Raw genomic sequence first — 19,043 nt, forward strand, 5'->3', positions numbered from 1 at the left:
GTGAATTGAGAATGAAGCTTATCGGCGTAGCTTGCCTGGGCACGGAACCTCCGGAAGATCTCGCTGAAAAAGCAAGGGTCTTTGTACGCGGTTTAAGAGAAAGCTGCGCGGAGAGGTTTTCCTTAGCTCTAGGCGGATACTGGGGGCTCATGAGAGTTGTCGTGGACGAGGCCTTGTCTAGCGGGTTACCTGTTGTCCTTTTTCCTCCCCTAGAGCGCGAAAACGAGCACTTTCCCGAAGGGGCCATAGTGATACGGACGGGCACGGGTTTCAGGCTGAGGAGCGTAGTGTTTGTGCGCAGTGTGGACGTGCTCGTAGCTCTGGGTGGCGAAGCGGGGACTGTACAGGAGGTCGTCACAGCCTACCTCGAAGGCAAGCCCGTACTAGTCCTAGGCGGCACGGGCTTTGCAACAGACAAGCTTGAAGTCTTCTCTCCATATGTTGACTCCAGGGCATACTCCGAGGTAAGGATTATCGGTGATCCGAAGAAACTAGCTTTAGAGGCATGCAGGCTACTAGCCAAAAGCCCTGTCACCGGCGTCCCCAAGCCCAGGGACTATGAAGGCCCTCGAGTTTAGCCCCGGGTCTACTGAAAACGCGTATATTGTCGCGTCAGTACGTTCTGCAAAGACTCTCCGTACGCCTTCCTTTGTCGCTATCAGGGTCGAGACGATAAGTCTCTCTGCTTCTAGGCTCCCTCCTATTCTGCGAAGAATACTTGATAGCGTGGATCCCGTCGCTAGCATGGGATCCACGAGTATCACTACCCCGGAGTTTATGGGAATGGACATGTAGTTTACGTGGACATTGAGGTTAAACCCCCTCTCCTCTGCATTGCCAACTTCCTCTCTCCTCGCGGCCACGAATCCCACACTAGCGTCTTCAAAGATCTCCAGCATACCCCAAGCCATCGGTAGGGCTGCCCTGAGAACTGCTATTATGCTCACCCCGCAACAGTAAGTGTAGCCTTCTGCTTCAACGTCAAGAGGCGTCCTTACCCTGTACTTGTGTAATTGCACCTCACTCGAGATCTCGTAAGCCGCTATAATACCCGCCTTGTACATTAGACGCCTAAACTCCGACCTAGGCGTTGTTTTATCCCGGAGCCTCGTTAGAACGACTTTAGCTGCCGGTTTTTCAATTACCTTCAATTGCCCCAGGGCGAACCACCTTTGATGGCACTACCTTGGCTCAAAAACTTATTGCTAGAGGAGCGATGCCTTGATACGTTGAAGGTATATTTCTCTCTCTGTTCTATATGCGGCATCGGGGAGGTAATGCGGAGTACCGGCTAAGCGCGCGAGCAGGTAGACTTTAGCGGCTCTCTCCACGTACACTGCGATATCGACAGCCTCGTCAATGCTCCTGCCGACGGCTATGACTCCGTGATTTGCAAGAATTACTGCACTCCTGTCTCCGAGAGCCTCAACTACTCTCTCACCGAGCTCAGCTGTTCCCGTTGGAGCGTAGTCCGCTACTCTTATCTCGCCTCCTATGTAGATGACAGTTTCTTCCAGGACTGGTGGGATGTCTTCACGCAAGACTGCGAACACGGAGGCATAGACAGGGTGCACGTGTACGATAGCATTTACGTCCCTCCTGGCCTTGTATATTGCGAGGTGGGTAGGTAACTCGACGCTAGGCTTTCCCGGGCCCCTCACCACTCTGCCGCTCAAATCTACTACTATTAATTCCTCGGGCTGTAGGTTACTCTTTCTAGCGCCACTGGGAGAGACGAGTATTTCCCCCTCGCTAAGTCTTGCACTAATGTTACCACTGTAGCCAAAATTTACTCCAATAGACTCTAAGTACCGGAATGCTTCAACGATCTTGCGCCGCAACAAGTACTCGTCTTCCACAGGCCAACACAGCTTACCCACCTAGATAAACTGTACGCATACAGGCGCAAAGGATCCCAGCAACACTCTAAACTTCTAAAATTTATTAAGGGAGCAAGTGTTCAAGGCTTATGCGTCTAGCCCCCGAGTGTGTACAGTGTATACTCAATGTAAGGATTCGGGAGATCCTAAGCTCGAGTATTAACGATGAAGAGAAGATGCGGGCCCTAAGGGAATTACTGAAGTCTTATAATTCTCTCTTGGAGGACAACGACACAACCGTAATGCTGGCGTGGAAGGCGTTCAGGAAGGTAAAAGACCTTCTCGGCGACGGCGACCCCTACTTGACTTTCAAAAGGAAGTCCCACGAAGTGGCTCTAGAACTGCTAAAGAGTGTCTCAAGCGAGCTTGAGTCTAAAGTGGGATTTGAAAGGTTTCACTATGCGATTCGGGCAAGCCTTGCAGCTAATTTCATTGACCCAGGGTCGCCTCTGGGGAGTAGCCCGGAGGAGCTTCTGGAGAAATTGGTCAAGCTCAGGTTTGGGGTCGATGAAAGCGAGAGGCTATACCTCAATTTACTCCGAAGCAGTAGGGTCACTTACGTCCTCGACAACTGTGGTGAAGCAGTTTTCGACTCTTTGTTGCTAAAGGAGATCTCTGAAATGGGCTTAGAGATAAAGATAGTAGTGAAGGGAGAGCCATACCAGAACGACATAACCTACCACGAGGCGCTAGAACACGGCTTTAACAAGATAGGCGAAGTTATTAGTACGGGTAGCGACTTCCCTGGAATCCTTCCAGGATATGTTTCAGGAGAGGCCCTAGACGCATTAAGATGGGCTGACGTGATAATCTCGAAGGGCATGGCAAACTATGAGACCTTCCTGATCCAGTCACCGGAGAAACCAACTTTCATAATGCTCGTGGCGAAGTGCGACCCGATAGCACAATCCATTGGCATAAGAAGAGGCGAAGCTGCAGCCTTCTACTTGCGAGGAGCACCAAATTTACTGAAGTTCCAGTAGTCTTCCTATAACCGCTAAGTATTTCTCTGTGAACGTCACTATCTTTTCTGCAAAAAGCGATGGGTATAAATGCAAAGTGAAGATTTAGTTGGGAAAGCGAGGAAGATATACAAAGACATCCCAATAGACCCGTCTTCTCTTGAGACATACGTGAAATTGATGCAACTTCAGGAGGATTTGCAGAAAGCCTTCGAGGGAAAGTACTCGAACGTTGACGTGGAGAGCATAAACTCTACTCTTAGGGAGGGTAAACCGGCGTTCTTGGCTGTAAACCTAGATCTCGACGAGGAGGAGCTCGGAGAGGCAATGCTGAAAATAACAGAGTTACTAAAGTCTGAGCTGCCCGATTTGACCGGATCTCTGGAGAAGCTAGAAGAGGCCTGGAAAAGCAGAAAGTTGAGCCTGGTGGATCTCGGCAATAGCCTCCTTGCAGGCAACGTTGACTACGCCCATAGGAAAGCAGAGGAGCTCGGGGTCGACCACGAGGTTTTGGAGGCCGTTTCTGCATGGGTTATGCAGGTACTATTTCAGGCTCTGGCATCTCAGCTGAGCGGTAAACTTGATTTCACAACGTGGAGCCTGGGCAGGTGCCCCGTGTGTGGCGGGTCTACGAGGCTGGAGTTCATAGAGCCTGACGGCTCGGCGCGCTTAAAGTGCCAGTTCTGCGGCACCGAGTGGGGCTTCCCAACAGACAAGTGTCCGTACTGTGGGAACGAGAGAGGCGAGGCAGTAACTTCGATACCCGTGGAGAGAGATGGGAGATTCGTCCTCAACGTGTGCCATGTGTGTGGAAGGTACTGGAAGGTCGTGGATGAACGTGTAGCTGGCCAGGAGATTCCGAGAAGACTCTATGACCTCTGGACATTCAAGCTCGATTTGATCGCGAGTGGAGAAAAACTGCCCCCTGCAGGACAAAGCGAATAAGCTAACCGGAGACTGTAACTCCTCTAAACAGAATATCAGGAGTGTATATGCCGCTGAACGTGTTCTTTACATGTACAGCTGGCTCCAGCGTGCTTGCAATCGAGTAGAGGTTACCCGAGACTGTTACGGGCCGGACAGGTATTAGTTCTCCGCTCTTCACGAGGTACGGGTTTGAAGCCACGACGCTGAAATTACCAGTAATGTAGTTGACAGTGTGTACGCTTAGGAGCGACCCGTCGACCACGATGCTTGCATCTTCTATAAGATCCTCCTCCTTCCTAACTCCTCCCTTTATGACCAGGTTTGATGACGAGACTCCCACTATTCCCCTACCACGGGAAGCATTCCCAGTCGATGGAACCCCCATTCTTCTGGCCGTGTAGCTATTATGGAGGTAGGATTTCAACACTCCCTTCTCAACGAGAAGCGTTCTCTGCCTCGGAACCCCCTCAGCATCGTAGAGAGAAGTGGCAAGGCCTCCGGGCATACTCCCGTCATCTATTACTGTAAGCTCGCCTAGAACCTTCTCTCCAATCCTGCCACGCAGGGGGCTGAAGCCTTCAAGCACGTTCATGGCGTTAAGTGCTGGTACAACAAGGTACTCGATGAGGCTCGCCAGGGGTTCTGCCCTGAATAGCGAGTTCCCCGTTATCACTTGTCCCAGTTTCTCCGCCTTTAAACTGTCCAGCGCTAACCTCTTAGCTCTTTCGATAAGGGGCGTAGTATCGTAGATCATGCTCCTGGCCTCTATCGACGCTCCACCCGTACCCTCTCTACCGCCATCAGAAGACTTGAGCCACAGGAATAGCCCCATAGAAGTACCTTTATCCTCTGCCTTTACACCCCTAGTATTATACGTGTAGACTCTATATATTGAGGAGAACCCACCAGCCGCCCCTACTTTCACCCTGGGGTCGATGCTCTTCGCCTCTTCAATCAAGTCCTTCACGAGACCCGCCAGCTGCTCTAACTCTAGCGACGCTACCCCTTCATCATACCCCATCCAGCCATGCGTAGCGGGTCTGGGGTCTGGAAGACCCTCCCAGTGGGGATCTTCTTCTGCTCTCCTGGCTATCTCGACGGCGCTGTAGATTGTTCTCTCGAGAGTGTCCCAGTCGAAAGACGTCGCTGTAGCAATTGCGACCCTCTTCCCAACCGCCACTCTAACCCATACGTCTGATGCAAAGCGCGAGAGGATCTTGGGGTACGGGCCTTCAGACTTTACTGTCCTCGATTCCGTGTACGTGATGCCTATCTCAGCCTCGCTGGCCCCTAGCTCCAAAGCGCGTTTTAGACCCCTATCTAAAAGGTAAGTTGGTTCACTCATTACTTCTCACCTCCAACAAGCAGTCTTGTAGCTCTTAAAGTTGGTCCCCCGTCACCTACATGAACCATCTGGCCGTACTTGCCGCAGCCCCCAAACGGGCTAGTCGAAATTTCAACGTTGTCGGCAACGGCGTCAATGTACTTCAGCATCTCGAGTATATTCCCAGCTAGTACGGCGTCCCTAACAGGCTCCTTGAGCTCTCCGTTTTCAATGATGAATCCTATCCGAGCGTTAAAAGTAAATGTGCCGTCCTCCTCGACTTGCCCGCCGGCTGGCTTGTCGAGTAGGATGCCGTGTCGGGTCTCTCTTATTATCTCGTCTTCTTTCCAATCGCCCTCCTCGAAGTAGGTGTTCCTCATCCTGACTATGACGTCGTGGGCGAAACTCTGGGCTCTCCCATTCCCTGTGGGTCTCATCCCCAGCAGGGCTGCGCTTTCACGGCTGTGGAGGTAGCCTACGAGAACCCCCTTCTCAACAAGTACTGTCCGTTGCGTGGGCATTCCCTCGTCGTCCACCAATAAAACGTACCCACCTCTAGGGTCGAAGCCAGAGTCGACTATCGTTACGAGCTCGCTCGCTATCTTCTCGCCCAGCCGTCCGGTGAGGGGGCTCGTCCCGGCGAAAACGCCGTCTGCCTCAGTGAGGTGTCCGAAGCTCTCGTGGGCGAAGACGCCGGTTAGCTCTGGCCTAGTTATGACCGTGTGTTCGCCTGCAGGAGGGCGTCTGGCCCTCAGGGCTAAGCGGGCCATCTCCACGGCTTTCTCGGCGGCTCTCTCGGGGGCCTTATCGCCCGTAAAATACTCCAGACCCTTGGAGGCTCCAAACGTTTCGAAACCGTCGCCTGTTTTCCCGTTCTCGCGGAACACGGCAGAGGCAGAGATTCCTGTCACGAGCCTCTCTGAAACCACCCGGACGCCGTCCAGAGAGTATATTTCTACGAAGCCGTAATAAGCCCCATACCTGGAAGTGGCAGAAGACGCGCCGCTCTCGCTGGCAACGCTGTACGCTCTTTTAACCAGGTCGATTTTCTCGTCTATAGCCACACGTGATGGGTGTTTTTTCACCGAGTCGAGCCTATAGTCTCCCCTCTTGACCGCCACCTCTGCGACCCTCTTATTCCCCTCTCCCAAAGCTCTCGCAGCCTTGATCGCATTAACTAAGGCCCTCTCAAGGCCCTCCCTCGTCAACTCAGTAGTGGAGGAGAAGCCTATGTTGCCGTTTAAAATAACGCGTACCGCGGCCCCCCTTGAAGTGGAGTTACTCAGCGCTACGATGCGCCCGTTGACGAATTGTATGAATTCACGTGTAGTGTCCTCAAACCGGACTTCTGCAAAACTGACACCCGATGCTGTTGCTCTCTGTAGGATAAACTCTGCCAGGTCTTCGAACACAAGATCATTGGCTGGAAACAGGTTATATACTTTAGCACGTCTCTATCCGCGTGTCCAGGTTTAGGGTGCTCAGACCGCGCGTGTACTGGTCTTCCTGTCCCTCGACCGAGGATTTGAAAGCTCTGCTAAAGCAGGGCTTAAGCTTAGTGGTGGATTTAACTGAAGACGAGTGCTACTATCAAGTCCCCGAAGGTGTTAGAAAGCTTGCCTTCCCTATACCGGATTTCTCGTTCAGATCCCCGGAATTAGTCTTCCACAGCGTTATAGAGCCAGTGAAGGAAGAAGTTGAAGGCGGGGGGAGCGTGCTACTACACTGCATGGGGGGTATTGGTAGGAGCGGGACTCTTGCTGCCATGCTACTCGTAGCCCTAGACGGTTTGACGCTCGAAGGGGCTTTAAGCAGAGTGAAGAAGCTCGGTGGAGGGCCTCAAGTCCCGGCACAGTTTGTCTCCCTGAAGTGGTTTGAAAGGAATCTCGCTGCTTTAGGGTACAGCAAGTATCTGTTCTTCTCCGGGCTTCTCTCGAAGTTAAACTGGCCGGACGCCGATAGAATATCTTCCAGAGTTAACTTAGCACTCGATATTTTTACCGAGTTGGGCATTGCTAAAGGTTCTAGGACATTCGAGGAGCTCTTCGAGTGCCTCCTCAAATCGCTTACACCTGGAAGCTTCTGGGCGTCAAGCAGGCGTTTGTGCGAGTTGATGGACTCTAGCGGCGCCATCTCCGAGGTAGTCGGAGTGGCAGAGCTCCTCGGGAATGTTTTTGAGGGCGAGGGCCTGTACATCGGCCTGGAAAACCGGGAGGGGAGGGTCTACATTCTCCTAAACGGCTTCAAGACTAGCGGAGGGCTAGTTGCCTCGCTTAGAAAATTCGTTGAGAGCAGCCAGCACTTGAGAGGAGTTCTGGACGTCGTGGAGGTCTTCGAGTAAACCCAGCGGGCCGGGACGCGTAGTAAGATTTAAAGAAATCCGGGCCGACTCTTCAGCTTAGAATGGTGGCTGAATCTAAACCTAACGTGAAAGAGGCCTTGTTCTGGGAACCCGTTGCAGGCAGATCTGGTTACGTGCGCTGTAATCTCTGCTACAGGCGCTGTACTATAGCTCCAGGGCGCTTTGGCGTGTGCGGCGTTAGGAGAAATATCGACGGAACGCTCTATACATACGTTTACGGGATGCTCACCGCGGCTAATCTAGACCCGATAGAGAAGAAGCCTCTCTCACACTATAATCCTGGTAGCGCCGTCTTCTCTATCTCCACCCCTGGGTGTAACTTTTTCTGCCAGTTCTGTCAGAACTGGGAGATAAGTCAGAGTAGGCTCGAAAAAGGCCTCTATGGAATGCAGTACACACCTGAGAGAGTAGTAAAGGAGGCATTACGGCTAAAGGCCGACGGGGTCTCCTACACCTACAACGAGCCGACTATATTCTACGAGTTCATGTTGGACACGGCTAAACTGGCGAAGCAGCACGGCCTCTTCAATACTATGGTTACGAATGGCTACATGACGCTAGAAGCCCTGGAAGAACTGTACAAGTACATGGATGCCGCTACCGTAGACTTCAAGGGTGGGGGTAACCCGGAATTCTACCGGAAGTTTATGGGCGTCCCCGACCCGAGTCCAATTTACGATACGCTTCTAGCGATGAAGGAGAAAGGGATGCACGTCGAAGTAACTAACCTCGTAGTTCCCCTCGTTGGCGACGACGAAGACGACTTGAGGAAACTTGCCCGCTGGGTGGCCGATAACCTCGGCGATGAAACGCCGTTCCACCTGCTACGCTTCTACCCGCACTACAAGATGATAGACTACCCTCCCACCGATCTTCAGAAGCTAGACTCGTTGGCGTCGATTGCTAGAGAAGAGGGGCTAAAACACGTCTACGTAGGTAACGTATGGGGGCACCCGCTTGAGCACACGTACTGTCCCAGGTGCGGCTACAAGGTCATCGAGAGGAGGGGTTTTTTCATAACTAAGTGGAACTTAACAGAAGACAACCGCTGCCCCAAATGCGGTTACAAGTTGAACATCAAGGGGGTGTACAGAAAGAGAAGCTGGGAGTTCGAGTACTTCTTCTAGGATATCTTCAGCACAAGCCCCTTGCCCTCCTTCTTGCCTGGAATCTCTAGGTGCCTCCAGTCTGATACGCTTGCAACTTTTTTCCCACGCTTAGACATTATGTATGCGTAAGCGCTTAGCGCAGCACAAGCCCCCATACCTGCCGCGATCACTGCCTGCTTGTGGGGCATTCCGGCCACGTCTCCAGCGGCAAACACGCCGGGTCTAGAAGTCCTGCACTCTCTGTCGACAATTATCTCGCCATTCTCGTTTAGTTCTACGAAGCCTTTCAGGAACTCTGTCCTGGTCACATAGCCCATCTCGACGAATACTCCGTCAACCTGTAGTGTTCTAAGCTCGCTGGTGTTCTTGTTCTTCACGACGAGGGCTTCAACTTTCCTAGACCCCCGTACTTCAGCAGGGGTAGAATTGGCTACCAATTCCACATTCCCCTTGCTCAGCGCCTCCTGCAGTAGCTCCTCATCCTCGAGCGGCTTCTCTCCCGGGAAGACCCAGTAAACCTTGCTCGCGTAATCCCTCAACCTGATAACGTTCTCGTAGTTGTGCAAGCCCCAGCCCACGAGCGCTACTGTCTTGCCGCGATACAGGGGTGCATCGCATATAACGCAGTAAGACACGCCGCGGCCCTTAAACTCTCTTTCACCTGGAACACCCATCTCCCTCGGGGATTTCCCAAAGGCGAGGATTACGGCTTCGGCCTCGAAGACGTTACCTACCGCCGTCTTGACGTAAAATACTCCGTCTTTCTCCTCGATGCCCACGACTTCATCGAAGATTATGTGGGCGCCGTAGGCGCGTGCCTGCTCCTCAACCTTTCTTATGAGCTCGAGTCCACTTATACTCATAAAACCGGGGAAGTTCTGGATCTCAGAGGTCAAGAGTAGTTGTCCGCCTAGATCAGCGCTAATAACTAGCGTCGAGAGCCTCTGCCTAGCCGCGTACAGTGCAGCTGTTAGACCGGCTATTCCTGCTCCAACGATAACTACATCATACCGCGCCATGTTCTCTCTCACCGTAGAAGACGTTGGTGCTTATAAAAATAAAGTTAATATCCTCAGAGTTCTCTCCCTAAGGGGGTATGAACCTTAGACAGGTAGATCTTGACAGAGAACACCCTGGGGTTCTAGCGAGCTATATCGTGGAGGCTGATGAGAGCATACTGGTATTCGACCCAGGCCCAGCCTCGACAATAGAAACGCTGTACTCGCATTTAACCCCTAGCCCCGGGAGAAGAATCTACGTCTTCGTAACGCACGTCCACCTGGATCATGCCGGTGGATTAGGGCACCTGCTCGAGCTAGTTAGAGTTGAGAGAGTCTTCGTGCACGAGAGAGGCGTAAAACACCTTGTAGACCCTGAGAGGCTTTGGGAGTCCAGCCTCTCAGTCCTAGGGGAGAAAGCCGTTGCCTGGGGCAAACCAAAGCCAGTAGACCCTGCCATCATTGAGGGGGTTAGAGGCGGGATGACGGTGAAAGCAGGAGATCTTGCTGTAGAAGTGGTAAACTGTGAGGGTCACGCGAGCCACCAAGTGTGCTACTATCTCCCTAACGGGACTATGTTTCCCGGCGATGCGCTGGGAGAGGTTTATGAGGGGAGTATCTTACTGCTGACCCCTCCGCCCTTTATTGCTAGCGAGGCTCTAGCCTCACTAGACCGCATAGCTAGGCTTAAACCCAAGCGCCTTGCAATACCACACTTTGGCGTCTACGACGGCGACAGCCGCCTGTGCGAGCGGTACAAAGCGAAACTACTCACTGCACTGTGTCTAGCGTCGGCCCACTCGGGGGATGCGGGAGAACTACTAGAGCTCCTACGGAATGACGAGGAGTACAGGAGGGGGCTTGCCCTGCTATCAACGCGGGATCAAATGCTGGCTAGAGGCTTCCTGGAGAGGAGCATCTCGGGGCTCATCGACTACATTAATAAATACGGCTGGCACTGTCCCCAACTGAACATGTAGAGGGGGTTCAGCGGTATGGCGTATACCGCGGAAATTAAGAGTGCTAAGGGTCTAACGATCGAAGGTTTAACCTCTCTTGTCATCTTAGCTGTTCTACTTTTCCTGTTCTCAACAAGCTTGTGGATATCGATTCCCCAAACGTCGAGACTTCAAATCAGTGACATAATCATAGTCATCTTAGTTGCCTTATTCATCCGGAAATCCGAGAAGTTAGTTTCACCGTTCTCCGCTGTTGTGTCGCTAGGCTTACACGTCGACGTCAAGAAAGTATCAGTTTTACTACAAGGCTTCCTGCGGTTTATCTACCTTGTTGTGGCATATTTCTCACTTAAAAGGACGAGTTTGAACGTGCTGACTCTCGCTCTAGACTCAGCGAATGCGAGCGTGGTCTACGATGCCGTATTCACTGTTCTAATACTACTAAACTTCTACGATACTGTCAGGAAAGTAGTCAAGTAGAGTGCGAAGCTCTACTTTTCAAATATAATTCTAGATAGGTCTCGTGCACAACCTCACTAAGTCCAAGTTTCTCAGCGACTCTACGTAGCCCTTCAGCTCCAGCCCCCCTGTCTTCAAGCTCGACGAAATCTCCTAGCCCCTCGACTCTATCCAGTGAAATCTCCACATTGTCAAGCTCGTAAAACTCCCTGTGCTTTACAATACGCGCGACCTCTGTGAAACCTATGCTGTTCAAAACCTTAAGGATCCCCTCGAAGTCTCCCACTCTAACCACCAGCTCAACTCTAGACTTAGCCCAGCCTTCGAGGCGGGGCCCCTTGTACGCCAGCTCGATATTCTCCCCGTGTCTAAGAGAGGAGCGGTAAAAACGAACCCTTAAAGCTTCATCTGTCACCGCGAAATTCTTGCAGGGGTGCTGTAAGTAGACGTCTACCATGTCGACAACATCAACAAGCTTTGCCCCCAGCTCTCTGAGCCTTTCCTTAAGCTTGCCGTGATCTCTGAATCTAAACTTTACTTCAACCTCTACTGGTTTCGTGCTCATTCCTCAGGGCCCACTATGACGATGTTCTTAAGGTTTTCCGCGAGGTTGTTAATCATGTAGGACAGCTTTAACAGAACAGCCGCAGAACTCATCGCTTTACACGAGTCGTGCTCCCTTATAGCTTCAGACATGCTCTGGAGAGCCTGGGAGACCTCGTTCTTCACGTCTTCGAGCACTTTTTCTGTGCGGCCGCGGTACTCTAGGGATAAGGGCATCGATGAGACCTTCAGGAATGAACTCATCGCGTCGGCAAGCGTGTAAAGGGCGTTGCTCAATACGTAGAAGTAGCCTTCCTCGGTTAAAAGGCCCATAGACAGCAGTACCATCCCGACGTTGCGCATCTGCTGGGGGTCGATGAGGTTGTTCTTGATATCTCTCGAGGTCTCCGCTAGAATCTTCTCAACACCTCTCTCTACCTCCATTTAACCACCCTAGACTTCCTACTCTCGAGAACCAAAACCATGTACGCCCTATAAACCATCCTCTTAGCCCTATCTATCTCGTCGAGAAGAGGGAGGATGTCTTCCTGAGCCTCCCCGAGGCCACTCTCCAGTAGACTTCTCAAACGAACCTCGCTGACTACCAACTCGAGGGCAACCTCCTGCAACTCCTCCATGCTAGGCCCCTTAACTATAACCTCAGCTACTCTGTTGACGAAGTACCCTTGGGGGCACATCTTCTTGGAGGCCTTCTGGCTCATTCCACTAAGGAAAATATCGCTCGCTACCTTGATAAACGTTTCTTGAAACTCAGAGCCTGATCTCACTTTATATTTTCGGTCTTTCGTTTAATAAAAAAGATAATTTTATTAATTACTTTTACGACCCCCTCCAATAGGGGGTGTGTATGTATATAAGCGAGGCCTCACTAGGGGCTATCTCTCGAGGCGGGCTTTCACTAAAACTAAACCCTAATGAGTGGCGGGTTATATCTGCTGCGACAAGGGCACTGACTGTTGCGAAGATCTCGGAGATAGCCTCGCTTTCCTATAGTACTGTCATTGACGTGGTCAAGAGGCTTGGCAGGCTGAACCTGGGTGTGTCGTTCGTACCCCACCATGACATGTTGGGCTTCCAGCACGTCTTCCTGCTCTTCGAGGACTATGAAATCAAGCAGTTTCCCGTTTTCACGCAGGCTGTATACAAGCTACTCGGGAGAAGGCGCTATATCGGCGTCAAGGCACTAGTGCCTGAGACACGAGTACCCGACTATATCTCTGCTTTTCGACGAGAGCCGCTGTACACGCTCAGAACATACGAAGTTAGACACTGGATGCCCAGCGGCAGGCTTACAAAGTACCTACCCGGCCTCAACATAGTAGTCCCTACGATGGAAAAACTAGGCGAGGTTTTAGCTGAGTCAAGAGTGCCGAGAAAGCCTAGGGAGAGGAAATGGGTAGACTGGGTCGACCTAGTAGTGCTTTACTTCAAGATGAAGTACGTGTATACCAAGCTCAGCGACATGACAAACCTAGTTAGGGAGAACTTCAGGATCGAGCCACCTAGCAGGCAATTAATGAGCTATCACTACCGCACCCACGTTGTCAACTTCTGGTCCCACAACAAGATAAACTTCAGACTCAATCCAGAGCTAGCCCCCTTAAAGGTCTACATATTCAACGGGAAGGAGGGAGAGTCTGCCGCCAGAACGCTAATAGAAGCGCCATACATGCACGAGGCGCTCGTAGGAGAGTCTAGCGCTGTTATTCTCGGGCAGTCCCCCAGCCATCTTGAACGTTTAATTTATGAAGTAATCTACCTTACAGCTCCCGAAATGCCCTTTGGCGCCCTGCTCGCCGTAGACGAGCACGAGTACCCCTGGCTCTCAGCACGGGTAATTGAGTACTACAGGGCTAGAGGAGAATACCCTGACCCGGAGGAAGAGTTCTTCCCTATGGGCTCGTAGAAAAACTTTTATTAATAACTAACTGTATTAAATCATGTGTCAGGCTGTCAGCCAGAGGAAGTTGCCCGGAGGCTCAGCTTAGAACTTGAGAGTAAGGGGTACTCTAACGTTATATCCGAGGACGCGAAGACAATAATACTGTACTGGTGTGGAGGGCTCTGTCCAACACTGCTCGTAAGAGTCGAGGAAGAGGGTGTCCGCGTCCTCATCCCGCTTATATTCCAGGAGGCTGACATTGAACAGATTAGGGGTGTTCTTGAAGGGTTTACCCCGAAGCCTACATCCCTTGAAGTTATAAGGGTAGACGGTAGCTTGGTAGGACTAGAGGTGAACTACGCGCCTAAAAGTTGCCCAGAGCTCGACTATATCGAAGGAGTTATTGACGGAGTAAAGGAGCTCGTAAGCATTCTTAGAAGTGAAGGCAGGAGCTTACCCCTAGAGGCAGACATCATCGTTTAGGTTTAGCCGAAAAGTACCTCTCCACGAGCTTGCTGACCACCTTACTGTTCACAGCCTTCCCGTGCGGCCTAAGACCCCCGGAAAAGCTTTTGGGAATGTGGAGTAGCTCGTGGACGATAACTCTCACCTTCTCCTCCGGCGTAAGGGCATCAAACTTCTCGGAGACTATTTCAATAACATAGAGTGGAGGTAGATTGAATGCTACTTGAAACGTCCTGGGAAGGCCGTAAATCCTAGCAACGGCACTGGTCTTTGAGCCGCTACTCCTCAGGAAACGCACGTGCTCGGCCTTGATCCACTTCATCCCGAGCTTCTCTATGATGTCTCGGGCAAGGCTCTCCACGTCGCCGGCAACAGTGTAGCGTATTCTGGGCAAACCGACGACACCTGGAGTAGCGGGAGTTGTATGGTATATAAGAAAATCTGCAGAGCGCTCTAGTTTTGACGCATAAACTTCGTTTTTAGTTGGTGTTAAAAAAGGATTTAGTTCTTTTCTATCTAATGACGCAGGAATTTCTCCGCGAAACTTTCGTCGTTGACTTATGCGGGGGATGCTGGAGCTCAGGTGAGAATTCGCGATAGCACTTCCCGGAACTTATTTATCCTGTTTATAATGGCTATGACTGTTGTCCTGCCCTGGAAAGTGTAGTCGCCCAGGAAGCGTAGCTTCACCTTACCTGGCTCAACCTCGAAGTCGATGTCCTGGTCGGCAGGCATACTTTCTGGAGTTTTCTCGGTTTCTACCTCTGCGTAGAGGGCGACCCTCACTCTATTGCCGAGTGAAACTATCTCAGCAGTCATGTACCTGTCTAGAACGAGCACGTCCCACCGGGCATTGGGAGGCTGGGAGCTTAACACCCTGTGTAGATCCCTAAACCCCTCCAGTATTGTGAATTTTACCCCTTCGATCTCGAACGTCCTGTCTGCAGACATCCTGTATAAACCTGATACAACCTACCCTAACTGAGCATTAAAATATTTCTCGTAGAAAGTTGTCCCGGGTAGCCGCCTAGAGAGCTAAGTATAAAAGCCCTAAGCCTAAGGCTAGCTTGTGCCAGCACGTAAACGCTATATTGTTAAGCTTGGAGAGGACGGCACGCTGAAGATACCAGCCTCTCTACTGGCAGAGCTAGGAGTACCCCCCGGCTCCTATGTAACGATAACACGTGAAGGCTCGGGCCTCTTCCTGAGGTTTAGGAGCAAGCGGGTACCCCTTAAACTTGGGAGGCAGGTTACAACAGAAGAAATGGAGAGGCTGATAAAAGAGGCGCTTGATGAACTGGTGGTGGCGAGATGGGAGACGTAACTAGGCTGGTTGTGGACACGGATATACTGTTGCACGACACCTTCGAGGATAGCGAGAAGCACGCCGAGGCCTCGGAGCTTCTCGACGAAGCCGACAGAATCTACATGGCCTCCATTATTGTACACGAGTACCTGTGGCTGCTGCTCACGAAGTTTAAAATAGACTTGGACATTGTTAGGGAGAAGCTAGAGGAGTATTTCAGCGACGCCCGCTTCATATACATTACTGAGAACAGCGAAGTATTCCTGAAGGCCCTTGAGTGGATGAAGGAAGACAACGCGGATCCTACGATGATAAACGACTACATAATACTGGTTCTCGCGCAGCGCCTAGGCGCTATGCTCGCAACCTACGACTCTGAACTCAAAGAAATCGCCAGGAAAAGAGGTGTACAAGTTACGCCTTAGAGTCCTACGCTCCTCCTCACGAACCGCTCAATCCTGTTGAACGCCTCCTCTAGAACTTCGATTGGAGGCAGGTATACAAGCCTGACGTGGTTAGTCCCGCTTGGACCAAACCCTGAACCATACACGACGAAAACCTTCTCCTCTACGAGTAAACGCCTTGCAAACTCTTCGTCGCCCATCTTGACGTCGACGCGCGGGAAGGCGTAGAACGCGCCTAGAGGTGCCACAGGCATGCGGAAGCCGGGTATTTCGTTTAAACGCTTATAGGTAAACCTCCTCCTCTCGTCCATTTTCCTCTTGACCTCCTCCAGGAAAGTCGGCCTTCTCCGTGCAAATCTTGCAACAGCTACCTGCAGTGGTGTGACAGCAGAGAGCCTCGTCATGAGGAAGCCGAGAATTGCGGAGCGTATTTGGGAAACCTTCTCTTCGGGCCCCTTCAGGTAAATGTACCCGAGGCGCCACCCCGTGACTAGGAACGTCTTTGAGAAACCGTTTAGCCCGATGATGACGTTATCCTTACTCGCTATACTTGCAGCGCTGACAAACTCTCCCTCGAATACTAGTGCGTCGTATATTTCGTCGCTGACTACTGGGATATCCCACTCAGCAGCGATGTCGAGTATCTCTTTGAGAACCTTTCTAGGGTATACTGCACCCGTAGGGTTGTGAGGGTTGTTTATGACAATGAACTTTACCCTGTCATCGACGAGTTTCCTAAGACCGTCTACGTCGGGGATCCACCCTTCATCCTCCAACATGGGATAGAACACTTTATCCGCGTTATAAAAGTCCGCGAAGTTTATATAGAGGGGGTAGCTGGGGTCTGGGATAAGAACTCTGTCCCCCTCGTCTACTAGCGCCGCGAACAGAGCATTTATGCCCTCTGAAACCCCGCTCGTGACGAGGACATTCCTGCCCTCTATTTCGACGCGGTTCCAAGTCTTCTCCTTGTATGCTATTGCTTCCTGTAGCTCCTTGACACCCTCCGAAGAGGCGTAGTAATTGTGGTTTTCGAGCATCGCCTTATAGGCTTCTTCGACGAGTTCTCGGGGCGTCTGGAAATCGTACTTTAAAGGGTCGCCAATATTGAGGTATATTACTCTCTCCCCTTTCTCCTCGAGGCTCCTTGCGAGAGCATTGTACTTTCTAATGGGATAGTCCAGTCTCCCTATCCTCTCGGATAGTCTTAGACCTTTACTCACGTAAAAAACCTTTTGAAAATAATTTATATAATTTTCCCCCATCGAACCCGTGTAGTTGTTGAGACAGATTTATTTCTAGGCTCGTGTATTTCGAGTGAGGCATGAAGGCCTAATGGATAGGAAGAACCTGCTAGTAGTCGCAGTAGCCATACTGGCTACTGTAGGAGCTGTCGCGATTCTAGCCCTTAAAGGCTTCATACCTCTAGTTCCAACCCAGGGTTCCGCGCAAAGTTGTCCGGCGCCCTCGCTAGTCTACGTCTATGCGAATGACCAGCAGAGGAATGCTATGGATTCTATCACCTCAACGTTCAAGTCTATCCTAGAGAGGCACTACGGCATAAACATAATTAACGTGCCCGTGTGCTCTCTACCAGCCCAGTCACTATCCCAGAAGCTCAGGGTATACCCTGCGTTACTCTACAAGGGCGACATCCCAGCTTTAACGCAGTTTACTGTAGGTAGAGTCGGCGAGTACAAGCTGATATCACCCTCCATATCAGCTCTCCTAGCCTACTACCAGGGGGCCAACGTAGTCTTCGGGGTTGCGGCTGAGGCCATAGTCTTGGAAGGCTCTGCTCCCTTCGCAAAGCTCAACGTAAGCGAGCAGGCTCTTAAAGACCTCCTTACCCAGGTGGCGCTGGCTAACATTACGAAGGTCTCTAAGCTAAAGCCAGAGGATCTAGGGCTAACAGTTCAAACCCTGCCGACAGTAGTGTTCAGATCCGACTACAACCTTTCAGAGGGAGTACCATACCTAGTAAAGCTTCGCGACAACATTTACGGGCTTACTAACAAGACGCTGAGTTCATTGGCTCAATACCTGAATATCGCCGCATACGAGACCCGGAACCCGCCAGACCCCCTATTGGAAAGTGGCGTCTCCTACGGTGCGGATGCCCCCACGACCCTCTACGTATTAGAGGACTACCACTGCCCGTTCTGTGCTAACCTGATGAACAACCTAGGTAACTACCTTCAGAAACTAGTAAGCCAGAACAGGCTTCGGCTCGTCTTTGTCGACCTCATAGTACACCCGGAGGTAGCAGGCATGCATGCATTCACGAGGTGCATATACAACCTTACGCGAAACCCTGAGGTATACTTCAACATTACTCGAGAACTCTACGCAAGCGGCACGGCAACTACCCTCAATGACGCGAAAAGAATAGCTGCGAAGTATCTTCCAGCGAGCGTGATAGAGGAGGCCCAGGCGTGCGCCAACAGCAGTGTTGCCCACGCTCAGCAGGTGTCGGAACGTCTCGCAAACCTCGGGTATACTGGAACGCCGACGCTGGTTTTCTGGAACAAGCTGAACAGGAAGGGGCTGGTGATAGAGGGTTGCCTCCAGTTGCAACCGTGCATTACCCAGGAGCAGCTTTCATCCATACTGTCGTGGCTAGAGTCACGGGGATAGTTGCGTGAGACTCCTGGCCGAGTTTCTGCTGATAATCTCCTTCTTTGCCTTTACTATTGTACTTGTAGTAAGCCTGATTAATACAGCTGAGCTACTAGTAGGCTCCCACACTGCCGGGTTTTCGGAGTTCTATCTACGTGCGTACAGTGTTCTAATCACCGTGCTACAGGCCTTGCTTAGCCTACTAATAGCAATACTGATTTTCTCCTGCCTCTTAAAACCCTGTTTTAAATACATAGAAAAGCTTATAAAATGGACATTTATCCAGACTCAGGATGAAGTCTAGGGAAATAGCCACAGTCGCAGTTTTCACATCGCTGGCTGTTGTGTTCCGCGTCTTGAAAAACATAGCCACGCCCATACAGCTCGTTAACATCCCACTCGCTCTAGCTCTGACATCTGCTATTCTCTACGGCGCTCGGGTAGGGTTTCTAGTAGGCTTACTCTCGTACATTTTCTCGGACGTGCTTATCTTTCCAGGAGTTTGGTCAATAGTGAATGGTATTCTCGCAGGCCTTATAGCAACCCTGTACAGGTGGGTGTACACCCCTGAGGCTGGAAGAGCATTCAACTTTGTAGCAACATTCCTCCTCGTATTCGCGTTCGACATACTAACATCGGGCTTACTGTATGTTTTGTTCGGGGTAAGTGTTCTCGAGGCCTTTATAGTGGGCCTCGTCGGCCTCTTTTTCCCGGTAATGGGTGGCTACCTTGTAGGCATAGGCCCCCTTACCGAGACCTCCACATCTCTCCTAACAATTATGCTGATAGAGGAGTTGAAACGGAGAAATATTTAAATATTGGA

General features: G+C 51.3%; 24 protein-coding genes. 13 read left to right on the top strand and 11 right to left on the bottom strand.

The window, feature by feature from the left end:
* Positions 1–11: 11 nt before the first annotated feature.
* Positions 12–578, top strand: coding sequence for an SLOG cluster 4 domain-containing protein (locus tag IG193_RS07355; RefSeq protein WP_192818537.1), 567 nt, complete (start codon positions 12–14; stop codon positions 576–578).
* Here IG193_RS07355 and upp read toward each other — a convergent pair.
* Entirely contained in the window at positions 516–1,151 is a 636-nt protein-coding gene (upp, locus tag IG193_RS07360) for a uracil phosphoribosyltransferase (RefSeq protein WP_192818538.1), read from the bottom strand. The genes IG193_RS07355 and upp overlap by 63 nt on opposite strands.
* Positions 1,152–1,205: 54 nt before the next feature.
* Entirely contained in the window at positions 1,206–1,859 is a 654-nt protein-coding gene (locus IG193_RS07365; protein ID WP_192818539.1) for a class II aldolase/adducin family protein, read from the bottom strand.
* 110 nt (positions 1,860–1,969) lie between these two features.
* Between IG193_RS07365 and IG193_RS07370 the strand changes: the two genes are divergently transcribed.
* Both IG193_RS07370 and IG193_RS07375 read left to right on the top strand, forming a co-directional pair.
* Positions 1,970–2,863 carry a damage-control phosphatase ARMT1 family protein gene (locus IG193_RS07370; RefSeq protein ID WP_192818540.1) on the top strand — a complete coding sequence of 298 codons (894 nt, stop codon included), beginning with the start codon at positions 1,970–1,972 and terminating at the stop codon, positions 2,861–2,863.
* Positions 2,864–2,932: 69 nt separating this feature from the next.
* A complete protein-coding gene (locus IG193_RS07375) occupies positions 2,933–3,787 on the top strand; it encodes a formate dehydrogenase accessory protein FdhE (protein ID WP_192818541.1) in 855 nt (284 codons plus the stop codon).
* 1 nt (position 3,788) lies between these two features.
* Here IG193_RS07375 and IG193_RS07380 read toward each other — a convergent pair whose 3' ends face one another.
* Both IG193_RS07380 and IG193_RS07385 read right to left on the bottom strand, forming a co-directional pair.
* Positions 3,789–5,114, bottom strand: coding sequence for a TldD/PmbA family protein (locus tag IG193_RS07380; RefSeq protein WP_192818542.1), 1,326 nt, complete (start codon positions 5,112–5,114; stop codon positions 3,789–3,791).
* Positions 5,114–6,505 carry a TldD/PmbA family protein gene (locus tag IG193_RS07385; RefSeq protein ID WP_192818543.1) on the bottom strand — a complete coding sequence of 464 codons (1,392 nt, stop codon included), beginning with the start codon at positions 6,503–6,505 and terminating at the stop codon, positions 5,114–5,116. Before IG193_RS07385 ends, IG193_RS07380 begins: the two co-directional genes overlap by 1 nt.
* Positions 6,506–6,555: 50 nt before the next feature.
* On the opposite strand from IG193_RS07385, the gene IG193_RS07390 reads away from it, so the two are divergent.
* Positions 6,556–7,434 carry a protein-tyrosine phosphatase family protein gene (locus IG193_RS07390; RefSeq protein ID WP_192818544.1) on the top strand — a complete coding sequence of 293 codons (879 nt, stop codon included), beginning with the start codon at positions 6,556–6,558 and terminating at the stop codon, positions 7,432–7,434.
* A gap of 65 nt (positions 7,435–7,499) precedes the next feature.
* A complete protein-coding gene (gene amrS / locus IG193_RS07395; protein WP_225876071.1) occupies positions 7,500–8,582 on the top strand; it encodes an AmmeMemoRadiSam system radical SAM enzyme in 1,083 nt (360 codons plus the stop codon).
* On the opposite strand, the gene IG193_RS07400 is transcribed toward amrS, so the two are convergent.
* Positions 8,579–9,583, bottom strand: a complete 1,005-nt coding sequence (locus IG193_RS07400) for an NAD(P)/FAD-dependent oxidoreductase (RefSeq protein ID WP_192818546.1) — start codon at positions 9,581–9,583, stop codon at positions 8,579–8,581. The genes amrS and IG193_RS07400 overlap by 4 nt on opposite strands.
* Positions 9,584–9,660: 77 nt before the next feature.
* On the opposite strand from IG193_RS07400, the gene IG193_RS07405 reads away from it, so the two are divergent.
* Together IG193_RS07405 and IG193_RS07410 are read left to right on the top strand one after the other, a co-directional pair.
* Entirely contained in the window at positions 9,661–10,542 is an 882-nt protein-coding gene (locus IG193_RS07405) for an MBL fold metallo-hydrolase (protein ID WP_192818547.1), read from the top strand.
* Positions 10,543–10,557: 15 nt separating this feature from the next.
* Entirely contained in the window at positions 10,558–11,001 is a 444-nt protein-coding gene (locus tag IG193_RS07410; protein ID WP_192818548.1) for a hypothetical protein, read from the top strand.
* Here the strand turns inward: IG193_RS07410 and cyaB are convergent.
* The 3 genes from cyaB to IG193_RS07425 are packed head-to-tail and all read right to left on the bottom strand — an operon-like array spanning position 10,994 to position 12,245.
* Complete coding sequence (gene cyaB / locus IG193_RS07415) at positions 10,994–11,545, bottom strand: class IV adenylate cyclase (RefSeq protein WP_192818549.1); 552 nt, start codon at positions 11,543–11,545, stop codon at positions 10,994–10,996. The two genes, IG193_RS07410 and cyaB, sit on opposite strands and share 8 nt — an antisense overlap.
* On the bottom strand, positions 11,542–11,967 hold the full coding sequence (locus IG193_RS07420; protein WP_192818550.1) for a hypothetical protein: 426 nt from the start codon (positions 11,965–11,967) through the stop codon (positions 11,542–11,544). The genes cyaB and IG193_RS07420 overlap by 4 nt, the downstream gene beginning before the upstream one ends.
* Positions 11,958–12,245, bottom strand: a complete 288-nt coding sequence (locus IG193_RS07425) for a hypothetical protein (protein ID WP_192818551.1) — start codon at positions 12,243–12,245, stop codon at positions 11,958–11,960. The genes IG193_RS07420 and IG193_RS07425 overlap by 10 nt, the downstream gene beginning before the upstream one ends.
* A 146-nt stretch (positions 12,246–12,391) precedes the next feature.
* Here IG193_RS07425 and IG193_RS07430 point away from each other — a divergent pair, with 146 nt between their 5' ends.
* Complete coding sequence (locus tag IG193_RS07430; protein WP_192818552.1) at positions 12,392–13,450, top strand: hypothetical protein; 1,059 nt, start codon at positions 12,392–12,394, stop codon at positions 13,448–13,450.
* Positions 13,451–13,486: 36 nt separating this feature from the next.
* On the top strand, positions 13,487–13,909 hold the full coding sequence (locus IG193_RS07435) for a hypothetical protein (RefSeq protein ID WP_192818553.1): 423 nt from the start codon (positions 13,487–13,489) through the stop codon (positions 13,907–13,909).
* On the opposite strand, the gene IG193_RS07440 is transcribed toward IG193_RS07435, so the two are convergent.
* Positions 13,899–14,285, bottom strand: a complete 387-nt coding sequence (locus IG193_RS07440; protein ID WP_192818554.1) for a putative metallopeptidase — start codon at positions 14,283–14,285, stop codon at positions 13,899–13,901. The two genes, IG193_RS07435 and IG193_RS07440, sit on opposite strands and share 11 nt — an antisense overlap.
* Positions 14,286–14,470: 185 nt before the next feature.
* Positions 14,471–14,842 carry a hypothetical protein gene (locus IG193_RS07445; protein WP_192818555.1) on the bottom strand — a complete coding sequence of 124 codons (372 nt, stop codon included), beginning with the start codon at positions 14,840–14,842 and terminating at the stop codon, positions 14,471–14,473.
* A gap of 118 nt (positions 14,843–14,960) precedes the next feature.
* Here IG193_RS07445 and IG193_RS07450 point away from each other — a divergent pair, with 118 nt between their 5' ends.
* Both IG193_RS07450 and IG193_RS07455 read left to right on the top strand, forming a co-directional pair.
* Positions 14,961–15,215, top strand: coding sequence for an AbrB/MazE/SpoVT family DNA-binding domain-containing protein (locus tag IG193_RS07450; RefSeq protein WP_192818556.1), 255 nt, complete (start codon positions 14,961–14,963; stop codon positions 15,213–15,215).
* The gene (locus tag IG193_RS07455; RefSeq protein WP_192818557.1) at positions 15,203–15,622 is read left to right on the top strand and encodes a PIN domain-containing protein; all 420 of its coding nucleotides are present in this window, start codon (positions 15,203–15,205) and stop codon (positions 15,620–15,622) included. Before IG193_RS07450 ends, IG193_RS07455 begins: the two co-directional genes overlap by 13 nt.
* Here IG193_RS07455 and IG193_RS07460 read toward each other — a convergent pair.
* Entirely contained in the window at positions 15,619–16,824 is a 1,206-nt protein-coding gene (locus IG193_RS07460; RefSeq protein ID WP_192818558.1) for an aminotransferase class I/II-fold pyridoxal phosphate-dependent enzyme, read from the bottom strand. The two genes, IG193_RS07455 and IG193_RS07460, sit on opposite strands and share 4 nt — an antisense overlap.
* A gap of 112 nt (positions 16,825–16,936) precedes the next feature.
* On the opposite strand from IG193_RS07460, the gene IG193_RS07465 reads away from it, so the two are divergent.
* Together IG193_RS07465 and IG193_RS07470 are read left to right on the top strand one after the other, a co-directional pair.
* Positions 16,937–18,238: a DsbA family protein gene (locus IG193_RS07465; RefSeq protein WP_192818559.1), complete on the top strand. Its 1,302-nt coding sequence runs from the start codon at positions 16,937–16,939 to the stop codon at positions 18,236–18,238.
* A gap of 275 nt (positions 18,239–18,513) precedes the next feature.
* Positions 18,514–19,035 carry an ECF transporter S component gene (locus IG193_RS07470; RefSeq protein WP_192818560.1) on the top strand — a complete coding sequence of 174 codons (522 nt, stop codon included), beginning with the start codon at positions 18,514–18,516 and terminating at the stop codon, positions 19,033–19,035.
* Positions 19,036–19,043 lie beyond the last annotated feature (8 nt).

Source organism: Infirmifilum lucidum, from assembly GCF_014876775.1.
In the GTDB taxonomy this organism is placed as follows: Archaea; Thermoproteota; Thermoprotei; order Thermofilales; family Thermofilaceae; genus Thermofilum; species Thermofilum lucidum.

What these genes read in the sequence shown, in the direction of transcription:
- IG193_RS07370 (WP_192818540.1), top strand. Translation starts at nt 1,970, where the DNA reads ATGCGTCTAGCCCCCGAGTGTGTACAGTGTATACTCAATGTAAGGATT.
- IG193_RS07375 (WP_192818541.1), top strand. Translation starts at nt 2,933, where the DNA reads ATGCAAAGTGAAGATTTAGTTGGGAAAGCGAGGAAGATATACAAAGAC.
- IG193_RS07400 (WP_192818546.1), bottom strand. Translation starts at nt 9,583, where the DNA reads ATGGCGCGGTATGATGTAGTTATCGTTGGAGCAGGAATAGCCGGTCTA.
- IG193_RS07405 (WP_192818547.1), top strand. Translation starts at nt 9,661, where the DNA reads ATGAACCTTAGACAGGTAGATCTTGACAGAGAACACCCTGGGGTTCTA.
- IG193_RS07445 (WP_192818555.1), bottom strand. Translation starts at nt 14,842, where the DNA reads ATGTCTGCAGACAGGACGTTCGAGATCGAAGGGGTAAAATTCACAATA.
- IG193_RS07430 (WP_192818552.1), top strand. Translation starts at nt 12,392, where the DNA reads ATGTATATAAGCGAGGCCTCACTAGGGGCTATCTCTCGAGGCGGGCTT.
- IG193_RS07425 (WP_192818551.1), bottom strand. Translation starts at nt 12,245, where the DNA reads ATGAGCCAGAAGGCCTCCAAGAAGATGTGCCCCCAAGGGTACTTCGTC.
- IG193_RS07380 (WP_192818542.1), bottom strand. Translation starts at nt 5,114, where the DNA reads ATGAGTGAACCAACTTACCTTTTAGATAGGGGTCTAAAACGCGCTTTG.
- cyaB (WP_192818549.1), bottom strand. Translation starts at nt 11,545, where the DNA reads ATGAGCACGAAACCAGTAGAGGTTGAAGTAAAGTTTAGATTCAGAGAT.
- IG193_RS07470 (WP_192818560.1), top strand. Translation starts at nt 18,514, where the DNA reads ATGAAGTCTAGGGAAATAGCCACAGTCGCAGTTTTCACATCGCTGGCT.
- IG193_RS07410 (WP_192818548.1), top strand. Translation starts at nt 10,558, where the DNA reads ATGGCGTATACCGCGGAAATTAAGAGTGCTAAGGGTCTAACGATCGAA.
- IG193_RS07465 (WP_192818559.1), top strand. Translation starts at nt 16,937, where the DNA reads ATGGATAGGAAGAACCTGCTAGTAGTCGCAGTAGCCATACTGGCTACT.
- IG193_RS07420 (WP_192818550.1), bottom strand. Translation starts at nt 11,967, where the DNA reads ATGGAGGTAGAGAGAGGTGTTGAGAAGATTCTAGCGGAGACCTCGAGA.
- IG193_RS07455 (WP_192818557.1), top strand. Translation starts at nt 15,203, where the DNA reads ATGGGAGACGTAACTAGGCTGGTTGTGGACACGGATATACTGTTGCAC.
- IG193_RS07355 (WP_192818537.1), top strand. Translation starts at nt 12, where the DNA reads ATGAAGCTTATCGGCGTAGCTTGCCTGGGCACGGAACCTCCGGAAGAT.